This is a genomic window from Streptomyces sp. NPDC031418, from assembly GCF_055581605.1.
This window is the reverse complement of sequence record NZ_JBVIJC010000010.1, coordinates 139,166-149,122: the sequence shown is the minus strand read 5'-3', so window position 1 is coordinate 149,122 and position 9,957 is coordinate 139,166. Positions and strand designations below refer to the sequence as shown.

At 71.6% G+C, this 9,957-nt stretch carries 10 protein-coding genes; 5 read left to right on the top strand and 5 right to left on the bottom strand.

What is annotated here, in order from left to right; all coding sequences use genetic code 11:
- The coding region (locus tag ACZ5CZ_RS16635; protein ID WP_468943576.1) for a DEAD/DEAH box helicase at positions 1 to 1,933 on the bottom strand (1,933 nt) is incomplete at its 3' end.
- A 498-nt stretch (positions 1,934 to 2,431) separates the two neighbouring features.
- Between ACZ5CZ_RS16635 and ACZ5CZ_RS16630 the strand changes: the two genes are divergently transcribed.
- Positions 2,432 to 3,175 (top strand): ferritin-like domain-containing protein, encoded by a 744-nt coding sequence (locus ACZ5CZ_RS16630; RefSeq protein ID WP_385840326.1) that lies wholly within the window; start codon positions 2,432 to 2,434, stop codon positions 3,173 to 3,175.
- Positions 3,176 to 3,210: 35 nt separating this feature from the next.
- Here ACZ5CZ_RS16630 and ACZ5CZ_RS16625 read toward each other — a convergent pair whose 3' ends face one another.
- The 4 genes from ACZ5CZ_RS16625 to ACZ5CZ_RS16610 all read right to left on the bottom strand — a co-directional run bounded on the left by ACZ5CZ_RS16625 (position 3,211) and on the right by ACZ5CZ_RS16610 (position 5,130).
- A complete protein-coding gene (locus tag ACZ5CZ_RS16625) occupies positions 3,211 to 3,480 on the bottom strand; it encodes a hypothetical protein (protein ID WP_450784656.1) in 270 nt (89 codons plus the stop codon).
- Positions 3,481 to 3,707: 227 nt separating this feature from the next.
- Positions 3,708 to 3,935 (bottom strand): DUF3107 domain-containing protein, encoded by a 228-nt coding sequence (locus ACZ5CZ_RS16620; RefSeq protein ID WP_385840151.1) that lies wholly within the window; start codon positions 3,933 to 3,935, stop codon positions 3,708 to 3,710.
- Between the two features lie 132 nt (positions 3,936 to 4,067).
- Positions 4,068 to 4,709, bottom strand: coding sequence for a TetR/AcrR family transcriptional regulator (locus tag ACZ5CZ_RS16615; RefSeq protein WP_385840150.1), 642 nt, complete (start codon positions 4,707 to 4,709; stop codon positions 4,068 to 4,070).
- Positions 4,710 to 4,905: 196 nt separating this feature from the next.
- On the bottom strand, positions 4,906 to 5,130 hold the full coding sequence (locus ACZ5CZ_RS16610; protein WP_385840149.1) for a hypothetical protein: 225 nt from the start codon (positions 5,128 to 5,130) through the stop codon (positions 4,906 to 4,908).
- 211 nt (positions 5,131 to 5,341) lie between these two features.
- Between ACZ5CZ_RS16610 and ACZ5CZ_RS16605 the strand changes: the two genes are divergently transcribed.
- The 4 genes from ACZ5CZ_RS16605 (at position 5,342) to ACZ5CZ_RS16590 (ending at position 9,956) form a co-directional block, all read left to right on the top strand.
- On the top strand, positions 5,342 to 6,367 hold the full coding sequence (locus ACZ5CZ_RS16605) for an alpha/beta fold hydrolase (RefSeq protein WP_385840147.1): 1,026 nt from the start codon (positions 5,342 to 5,344) through the stop codon (positions 6,365 to 6,367).
- Between the two features lie 397 nt (positions 6,368 to 6,764).
- A complete protein-coding gene (locus ACZ5CZ_RS16600; protein WP_468943301.1) occupies positions 6,765 to 7,889 on the top strand; it encodes a DUF3152 domain-containing protein in 1,125 nt (374 codons plus the stop codon).
- Positions 7,890 to 7,946: 57 nt separating this feature from the next.
- On the top strand, positions 7,947 to 8,042 hold the full coding sequence (locus ACZ5CZ_RS16595) for an Ms4533A family Cys-rich leader peptide (protein ID WP_468943298.1): 96 nt from the start codon (positions 7,947 to 7,949) through the stop codon (positions 8,040 to 8,042).
- 195 nt (positions 8,043 to 8,237) lie between these two features.
- The gene (locus ACZ5CZ_RS16590) at positions 8,238 to 9,956 is read left to right on the top strand and encodes an ABC transporter substrate-binding protein (RefSeq protein WP_468943296.1); all 1,719 of its coding nucleotides are present in this window, start codon (positions 8,238 to 8,240) and stop codon (positions 9,954 to 9,956) included.
- The last annotated feature ends 1 nt before the right edge of the window (position 9,957 follow it).

Here is a 9,957-nt window from a genome sequence, read left to right as displayed (position 1 = left end):
TGGCTTCGGCTTCGACCTCGGCCGCGGGGGCGTCGGTGGTCTCGGCCGGGGCCGTGGTCTTGCGGGTGCGGCGCGGCTTGGCCTCGGCTTCGGCCGTGGAGGCCTCGGCGGTCGGCACAGCTGCGGTCGTTTTGCGGGTGCGGCGCGGCTTGGCCTCGGTGGTGTCCGTTGCCGTGTCCGCGGCCGTTGCCGTCTCCGTCTCGGCGGCCGGCGCGGCCGTCTTGCGGGTACGGCGACGCGGGGTGGGCTCCGCGACCGGGGCGGCCTCGGGCTCCGCGACCGCGACCGGGGCGGCGGACTCCGGTGCCGTCGGCTCGGTCGCCGTGGTGGCCGGTGCCACGGCCGCCTCGGTGCGCTCCGCCGTCCTGCGGGTGCGGCGGCGACGCGGCTTCTCCGGCGTCTCCGGAGCGGCCGGGGCCGGCGCCTCTTCCACCGCCTCGACGGTGGCCTCGGCAGTCGCGGCGGCCGTCAGCGGCTCCGCGGTGGCTCCGCCGCGGGTACGACGGCGACGGCGCGGGGTGCGGGACGCGCGGGGCTCCTCCGCACCGGTGGCCTCGGCGGAGCCGGACTCGGCGACGGGAGCGGTCGGGGCGGCGGCGTCCAGCGCGGTTCCGCCGCGCGTACGGCGACGGCGGCGCGGGGTGCGGGACGGGCGCTCGCGTTCGGCGGCGACGGTCTCGGTGCGGTCGGTGCGACCACCCCGGTCCCCGCGGCCACGGCCACCGCGGCCACCACGGCCGCCGGTCTCGCCCAGGTCCTCCAGCACCTCCGCGTCGAGCCCCGCGCGGGTGCGCTCGGAACGCGGCAGGGTGCCCTTGGTGCCCTCGGGGATACCGAGGTCGGAGAACAGGTGCGGGGACGACGAGTACGTCTCCACCGGGTCGTTGAAGTCCAGCTCCAGCGCCTTGTTGATCAGCTGCCAGCGCGGGATGTCGTCCCAGTCGACGAACGTGATCGCCGTACCCTTGGCGCCCGCGCGGCCGGTACGGCCGACACGGTGCAGGTACGTCTTCTCGTCCTCGGGCGACTGGTAGTTGATGACGTGGGTGACACCCTCGACGTCGATACCGCGCGCGGCGACGTCGGTGCAGACCAGGACGTCGACCTTGCCGTTGCGGAAGGCGCGCAGCGCCTGCTCGCGGGCGCCCTGGCCGAGGTCGCCGTGGACCGCGCCGGAGGCGAAACCGCGGCGCTCCAGCTGCTCGGCGATGTCGGCCGCCGTGCGCTTGGTACGGCAGAAGATCATCGCCAGCCCGCGGCCCTCGGCCTGAAGGATGCGCGCGACCATCTCCGGCTTGTCCATGTTGTGCGCGCGGTAGACGAACTGCTTGATGTTCGCGACCGTCACGCCCTCGTCGTCCGGCGCGGTGGCGCGGATGTGCGTGGGCCGGGACATGTAGCGGCGGGCGAGACCGATGACCGCGCCCGGCATGGTCGCCGAGAACAGCATGGTCTGCCGCTTGGCCGGCAGCATGTTGATGATCTTCTCGACGTCGGGCAGGAAGCCCAGGTCGAGCATCTCGTCGGCCTCGTCGAGGACCAGGCACTTGACGTGCTTCAGGTCCAGCTTCTTCTGGCCGGCCAGGTCCAGCAGCCGGCCCGGGGTGCCGACGACCACGTCGACGCCCTTCTTCAGGGCCTCGACCTGCGGCTCGTAGGCGCGACCGCCGTAGATGGCCGTCACCCGCACGTTACGCACCTTGCCGGCGGTCAGCAGGTCGTTGGTGACCTGCGTGCACAGCTCGCGCGTGGGGACGACGACCAGGGCCTGCGGGGCGTCGGTGAGCGCCTCCGGGGCGGCGCGGCCGGCCTCGACGTCGGCGGGGACGGTGACCCGCTCCAGGAGCGGAAGACCGAAGCCCAGCGTCTTGCCGGTACCGGTCTTGGCCTGGCCGATGACGTCCGTGCCGGACAGGGCGACGGGAAGCGTCATCTCCTGGATGGGGAAGGGGGTGATGATGCCGACGGCCTCCAGGGCCTCGGCGGTCTCGGGGAGGATTCCGATTTCTCGAAACGTCGTAGTCAGGGTCATGCCTCTTCTGTGTGTGCGGCGCGAGGCGAGCGCGGGGGTCATGTGCGACCGTGCCGGGGGACGTCGGCTGCCGTACGGACGAACCACTCGGGCAAGCCGTATGACACGGGACCTCTGCCGACGCTCTAGCGCTCGAACCGCTGAGGGTGTCCCTCCGGTCGTCGTACGGATTACTGCGCCGTACGGCCAGGGAGGGCTGTCGGGTCGGAGCCGATCGGGCCACCGACCGGGCATCCTCATGCGTGCAGCCTGTCGGGACGCGTCGAACATCGTCGACGCACTCAGCAGGCGCATTACCACCATACCCCGGAATCGCGCACATGCGATGGCCGATTTGGTCACGTAGTCGTGGTCACAGTGACCGAGGGACCGCTGCCGGAGGCTGCCGAGCGGGCTATTGTGCGCCTCATGACTAGCTCTGACAAGCCTGAGAACTCCACCGCACCCACGGGCGTCGCGGCCCAGGACTGGGCCCAGGCCGCCGCCGACCCGCAGTACCGCGCCGCCGTGGTGGACCTGCTCGGCGCGCTCGCCTACGGGGAGATGGCGGCGTTCGAGCGGCTCGCGGAGGACGCCAAGCTGGCGCCGACCCTCGCGGACAAGGCGGAGCTGGCGAAGATGGCCTCGGCGGAGTTCCACCACTTCGAGCGGCTGCGGGACCGGCTGACCGAGATCGGCGAGGAGCCCACGGCCGCCATGGACCCGTTCGTCGCGGCCCTGGACGGCTTCCACCGGCAGACCGCTCCGTCGGACTGGCTGGAGGGCCTGGTCAAGGCATATGTCGGTGACTCCATCGCGAGCGACTTCTACCGGGAGGTCGCGGCCCGTCTCGACTCGGACACGCGCGAACTGGTCCTCGCCGTGCTCGACGACACCGGACACGCCGAGTTCGCGGTGGAGAAGGTGCGCGCCGCCATCGACGCCGACCCCCGACTGGGCGGCCGGCTGGCGCTGTGGGCGCGGCGGCTGATGGGCGAGGCCCTGTCGCAGTCGCAGCGCGTGGTCGCCGACCGGGACGCGCTGTCCACCATGCTCGTGGGTGGCGTCGCCGACGGGTTCGACCTCGCGGAGGTCGGAAAGATGTTCTCGCGGATCACCGAGGCGCACACCAAGCGGATGGCCGCACTGGGCCTGGCCGCGTAAGCCTGCGCGGGGGCGCGCGGTCGCGCGCCCCTTCGCTACGCCGCCGCTGATCGGCGGCGCAGGCTCCCTGACGGGCGCAGCAGCAACGACAGGGACGCCGCCGAGACGGCGGCGGCACCGAGCAGGCTGAGGTAGGCACTGCCGAGGCCCAGCGCGCTGTGGGTGACGAAGTCGCCGAAGAGGGCTCCGGCGGCCCCCGTCGAGTACACCAGCGGGCGGGCCGGCAGCCGGTGGGCCAGGCGGTGGGCGGCCGCCCAGGCGAGGACGAGACCGAGCACCACGGATCCGAGTGCTTCCAGGATCATCTCTGGGTCCCTCCCACGGCCGGTCTGCGTTGACGGTCGTAGCCCGTCATACCCGTGACCTGCGAAGGACAATCCTCCCCTGTGGAGAGGTTGTGCTCCATCCGTGGGCGTGTCTCATGCGGAGGGATCAACTGGCTCATCGGGAGGGATCGACTGGCTCGTGCGGAGGGATCAACGCCGAAGGGCCCGGCGGCACACGGCCACCGGGCCCTTCCGGGCGATGTCGGCTACAGCGCGCCGAACCCCACCTTGCGCACGGTCGGCTGGCCGATCTCCACGTACGCCAGGCGGTCGGCCGGCACCAGGACCTTGCGGCCCTTCTCGTCCTGGAGGCTCAGGAACTGCGTCTTCCCGGCCAGCGCCTCGCTCACCGCGCGCTCGACCTCCTCGACGCTCTGACCGCTCTCCAGAACGATCTCGCGGGGCGCGTGCTGCACGCCGATCTTGACCTCCACGGCTATGTCCCTCCGACGGTCAGTGATGTGCGCGATCTTCCGCGCCGTACCCAGCACACATTAGCCCGGTGAGGGGACCAGCACGCTGCGGGCCGGAACGCCGTCAGCGAACAGCGCCGCGGCGGACCGGTGTCAGTGGCCCTCGGTGCCGTGCATCGGGAAACCGGCGATGCCGCGCCAGGCCAGCGAGGTGAGCAGCTGCACCGCCTGGTCGCGCGGGACGCTGCGGTCGCTGTGCAGCCAGGAGCGGGCGACCACCTGGGCGAGTCCGCCGAGGCCGGAGGCGAGCAGCATCGACTCCGCGCGCGACAGGCCGGTGTCCTCGGCGATGACGTCGCAGATCGCCTCGGCGCATTCGTTGGTGACCTTGTCGACGCGTTCGCGCACCGCGGGCTCGTTCGTCAGGTCCGACTCGAAGACCAGCCGGAAGGCGCCGCCGTCGTCCTCGACATAGGCGAAGTAGGCGTCCATCGTCGCCCGGACGCGCTGCTTGTTGTCGGTCGTCGACGCGAGCGCGTGGCGCACAGCCTGGATCAGCGACTCGCAGTGCTGGTCCAGCAGTGCGAGATAGAGGTCGAGCTTGCCCGGGAAGTGCTGGTAGAGCACCGGCTTGCTCACGCCTGCCCGCTCGGCGATGTCGTCCATCGCCGCCGCGTGGTAGCCCTGTGCGACGAAAACCTCCTGGGCGGCGCCCAGCAACTGGTTCCGTCGGGCGCGGCGCGGCAGACGGGTGCCACGCGGGCGTGCCGCCTCTGTTTGCTCGATGGCTGTCACGCCGCCTCCCAAAGTCGTCCACATGCGGTGTCACCGCGCGGCCATCGTACTTTTCGGTAACCGTGGTGTGCGCGGTGCGAGCGCAGAATTTCACGTACCGGACGGCGGCGAAAGCGCGAGACGGCCCTTCTCGGCCGTGCGACGGCGCTTGCCGGCCGTGGGAGGGCGCCCTGCCGGCCACGGGAGTCCGGCGAGGTCAGCGGTAGTCGTCCTCGTCGAGCGAGACGACACGCGCCTGTTCGACGAGATCGGCCTCGTTCGCGCGGTCCGGTTCGACTCCGGTCAGGGGGTCGTCGCGTTCCGGTGTGATGTCGGTGTGCTGCTCTGCGGCGTCCACCTCGGGCGCCTCGACGCCGAACTCCGGGGCTGCCTCGTCCGCCAGCTCCTCGATCGTGTCCGGCTCGGTGGGGTCATAGGCCATGGTGGGCTCCCTTCCTACGAACGTCCCTGGATGCAGCAGGGGCCACACGCGGGTGCCCTCTGTACGAGCCTAGGAGACTGCTGATCCGGACGCCATGCCATCGCGCCCGTCCGCCCTCCGGTTCCCCCGCCGCGCGCGTGTCATGCGTACGCCGTCCGCCTGTGACGGCCAACACACGGACCCGGGCGTGATCACCTCGTAACATTGCCGCATGTCTTCGACCGAGTCGCCGTCCGTTCCGGCCGCCAGCGCGCTTCCGAGAGTGGCGCCCGTCCGGGTCGGCGAGGGCGAGCGGCTGCGCTCGGTGAGCCTGCCCGGCGTGACCCTGTCGGTCCGTTCCCGGCGCCCCGCGCGCGAGGGGCTGCCGCCCGCGCTGTTCGTCCACGGCCTCGGCGGCTCCTCGCAGAACTGGTCGCAGCTGATGGCCGAGCTGGACGGGGTCGTCGACAGTGAGGCGGTCGACCTGCCGGGCTTCGGCGACTCCCCGCCGCCGGACGACGGCAACTACTCCGTCACCGGGCACGCGCGCGCGGTGATCCGCTATCTCGACGCCGCCGACCGCGGCCCGGTGCACCTGTTCGGCAACTCCCTCGGCGGCGCCGTCGCCACGCGCGTGGCCGCCGTACGCCCGGATCTCGTGCGGACGCTCACGCTCGTCTCGCCGGCCCTGCCGGAGCTGCGGATCCAGCGCAGTGCGGTGCCGACCGGGCTGCTCGGCGTGCCGGGCATCGCCGCGCTGTTCACCCGGCTCACCAGGGAGTGGACGGCCGAGCAGCGGGTGCGCGGGGTCATGGCGCTCTGCTACGGCGATCCGTCGCGGGTGTCGCCGGAGGCGTTCCGGTACGCCGTGGAGGAGCTGGAGCGGCGGCAGCGGCTGCCCTACTTCTGGGACGCGATGGCCCGCTCCGCGCGCGGGATCGTCGACGCCTACACGCTCGGCGGGCAGCACGGGCTGTGGCGCCAGGCCGAGCGCGTGCTCGCCCCGACCCTGCTGGTCTACGGCGGCCGTGACCAGCTGGTCGGCTTCCGCATGGCCCACAAGGCCGCCCGCGCCTTCCGCCACTCCCGCCTGCTGTCCCTGCCGGACGCCGGACACGTGGCGATGATGGAGTACCCGGAGCTGGTGGCCGGGGCGTTCCGCGAGCTGCTGGCGGCGGCGGGCGAGGAGGATCCGGGTGAGGGGCGCGTGGACGCCGGGCGCGGCGACGGCGTCACCGCAGCGGGTACGGGGAGCTGAGGCCGGCGTGGGACGTCACAGCCGCCGCGGACCGGCACCCAAGAGCGACTCCGGGGACATACCCGCCGCTCGGCGCAAGGAGCGTCCGGCCGCGGCGCCGGGATCCCAAGGGACCCCTCCGGGCGCCCGTGGCGGCGAACCCGGACCGCGGGGAGACCTGCCCCGCCCGGACGACACGCCCGGCTTCGGCGGGGGCACGCGTGCGCGTGGCGTTCCCGGATTCGGCGGCGGTGCGCCCGGGCAGGGTGCGCAGCCGTTTCCGCCGGGTGGGCAGTCCTTTTCTACGAGTGCGCCCGGGCAGGGTGCGGCCGGCTTCCCTCCGGGCACGCCCGCGCGGGGGGTGCCACAGGGCACGCCCGGCTTCCCTCCGGGCACGCCCGCGCAGGGGATCCCGCGGTTGCCCGACGGCACCCCCGCGCGCGGTGTCCCCCGTCTGCCCGATGAGGCGGATGCCCGTGGTGGGCATCCGGAGCAGCGGGAAGCAGGCGGAGGCTGGGGCGAGTTCACGAAGGCGGCCGGGGCCGGCGGGCCCGGTGTGACGCTGCCCCGGCAGCGCCGGGCGCCGGGACGGACGCCCGGTCCCCGGCAGGACTACCTCGACGCCTTCGAAGCCGGATGCACCGGCGCCCGGAGCCCCGAGGGAACCGACGAGCAGGCGGCCGCTCCCAGTGCCGTACCCCCCGCCGGGACCCGGCCGGCCGAGGCGCCGCAGGCCGACGTGCCGGCGCAGCGGGGCAGCGGCCGGGGCCGGACCTACACCGGGATCGCCGCGGCCGCCGTCACCACCGTGCTCGCGGTGGTGGTCGCCGGGCAGGTGGCCGGGGCGCGGGGCGGCGGCGCCGCGCCGTCGGCCGCGGGCCGGGCGCGGGACACCCGGGCCACCGGCGGCGCGACGCCCTCCGCCGCACCGGGCGGGGTGACGCTGACGTACGAGCAGAAGATGGACCGTACGTACCCGCTGAGCGCGAAGCTGAAGGGCTCCGGGAAGTTCGACGCCGTGCCCGGTTTCGACAAGGCGCCCGGCACCGGGCAGAAGTACCGCTACCGGATCGACGTCGAGCAGGGGCTCGGGCTGGACGGCGCGCTGTTCGCGGAGGCCGTGCAGAAGACGCTGAACGACGACCGCAGCTGGGCCCACGGCGGCGCGAAGACCTTCGAGCGGATCTCCTCCGGCAAGCCCGACTTCGTCATCACCCTGGCGAGCCCGGGCACCACCGCCCAGTGGTGCGCCAAGTCGGGGCTGGACACCACGGAGGACAACGTCTCCTGCGACTCGGCCGCCACCGAACGCGTGATGATCAACGCCTACCGGTGGGCGCAGGGCAGCAAGACGTACGGGAACAAGATCCACGCGTACCGGCAGATGCTCATCAACCACGAGGTCGGCCACCGGCTCGGCCACGGCCATGTGTCGTGTCAGAAGGACGGCGAGCTGGCGCCGGTCATGCAGCAGCAGACCAAGTTCCTCAACCACGACGGAATCCACTGTCTACCCAATCCATGGCCGTATCCAGGGAGTTGACAGGATCCACTCATGTCACATTGACATGAGCCGGATGGTCGTTGCATATTCTTGCGCATGTGGTCTAGTCATGCTGCTCTCGACAGCGCCGCCATCGAGCTGGCGCTCATCGGCGTGACCCCGCTCTGCGTGTCCGACATCCACTGTCGCTGACGCCGCCTCCCTGGCGTTCGCGTCGCGACTTCTCTCCACCTTTCCGTCCGTCACTTCACGGACCCCTTTTCGACGACCCGGCGCCGGGGCCGACGACTGTCCGCAGTCGTCTCATCCCTCGTCTCACCGTCTCGCATTCCGAGACATCCCATGGTCGAGAAATCCTCGACATGTCCCCGAGAGGTCGTCATCCCCATGCGTCAACCGTCCGTGAAGAGAGCCCGCGCGGCGACTGTTTCGCTTGCCCTGGTCGTGGCAGCGGGCGCCGCCGCCTGTGGCCCGAAGGACAGCGATGCCAAGGGCTCCGGTGGCGACTCCACGCCCCACAAGGGCGGCACGCTCACGGTCCTGAACTCCGAGCCGCAGACCGACTTCGACCCCGCGCGCCTCTACACCTCCGGCGGCGGAAACGTTCCGTCGCTGGTGTTCCGCACCCTCACCACCCGCCACCGGGCCAACGGCGCGGCCGGCGCGAAGGCGGTCCCGGACCTCGCCACCGACACCGGGCGTCCCAGCAAGGACGCGACCGTGTGGACGTACACCCTGAAGAAGGGGCTGAAGTACGAGGACGGCACGCCGATCACCTCGGCCGACGTCAAGTACGGCATCGAGCGCTCCTTCGCCCCCGAACTCTCCGGCGGAGCGCCCTATCTGCGGGACTGGCTGGTCGGCGCCGCCGACTACCAGGGGCCGTACAAGGACAAGAAGGGGCTGTCGGCGATCGAGACGCCGGACAGCCGGACCATCGTCTTCCACCTGGTCAAGCCCGAGGGCGAGTTCCCCTACCTGGCCACCCAGACGCAGTTCACCCCGGTCCCGAAGAGCAAGGACACGGGCACCAAGTACGAGGAGCACCCGGTCTCCTCCGGCCCCTACAAGGTCGTCAAGAACGAGAACGACGGCGAGCACCTGCTGCTCCAGCGCAACCCGTACTGGTCCCCGGCCGTCGACGACCAGCGCAAGGCCTACCCGGACACCGTCGACGTCCGCTCCGGCATCGACTCCTCGGTGATCAACCAGCGGCTGTCCGCGTCTCAGGGAGCGGACGCCGCGGCCGTCACCACGGACACCAACCTCGGCCCCGCCGAGCTGGCCAAGGTGAGCGGCGACAAGGAGCTGGCCGCACGCGTGGGCACCGGCCACTTCGGCTACACGAACTACCTCGCGTTCAACCCGACCGTGAAGCCGTTCGACAACCCCAAGGTCCGGGAGGCGATCGCCTACGCGGTCGACCGCTCCTCCGTGGTCAACGCGGCCGGCGGCTCCGCGCTCGCCGAGTCCGCGACCACCTTCCTGCCCGACCAGAAGTCCTTCGGCTACACGCCGTACGACCCGTTCCCGGCGGGTGCCTCCGGCAACCCGGCCAAGGCCAGGGAGCTGCTCGCCCAGGCCGGCTACAAGAACGGGCTCACGGTGACGCTGACCCATTCCAACGCCAAGGACTTCGAGACCAGCCCCGAGATCGCGACCGCCGTCCAGGACGCGCTCAAGAAGGCCGGCATCACGGTCAGGCTCCAGGGCCTGGAGGACAACGCCTACCGGGACACCATCCACGCGGTGAAGACCGAGCCGGGCTTCTTCCTCGCCCACTGGGGTGCCGACTGGCCCTCCGGCGGCCCGTTCCTCGCGCCCATCTTCGACGGCCGGCAGATCGTCAAGGATGGAGCGAACTTCAACACGGGCCTGCTCAACGACAAGTCGGTCAATGACGAGATTGACGCGATCAACAAGTTGACCGACCTTGACGCGGCTGCCAAGCGATGGGGTGCACTGGACAAGAAGATCGGCGAGAAGGCCCTCGTCGTCCCGCTGTTCCACCCGGTCTACAAGCGTCTGTACGGCAAGGACGTCAAGAACATCGTCATCAGCGACTGGACCGGTGTACTGGACATCTCCCAGGTCGCGGTGAAGTAGC

Bases quoted from the DNA above. Each gene is read 5' to 3' on its own strand.
- ACZ5CZ_RS16610 (WP_385840149.1), bottom strand. From the start codon at position 5,130: ATGGCCTATGACCCCACCGAGCCGGACACGATCGAGGAGCTGGCGGAC.
- ACZ5CZ_RS16625 (WP_450784656.1), bottom strand. From the start codon at position 3,480: ATGATCCTGGAAGCACTCGGATCCGTGGTGCTCGGTCTCGTCCTCGCC.
- ACZ5CZ_RS16595 (WP_468943298.1), top strand. From the start codon at position 7,947: ATGTGGTCTAGTCATGCTGCTCTCGACAGCGCCGCCATCGAGCTGGCG.
- ACZ5CZ_RS16590 (WP_468943296.1), top strand. From the start codon at position 8,238: ATGCGTCAACCGTCCGTGAAGAGAGCCCGCGCGGCGACTGTTTCGCTT.
- ACZ5CZ_RS16605 (WP_385840147.1), top strand. From the start codon at position 5,342: ATGTCTTCGACCGAGTCGCCGTCCGTTCCGGCCGCCAGCGCGCTTCCG.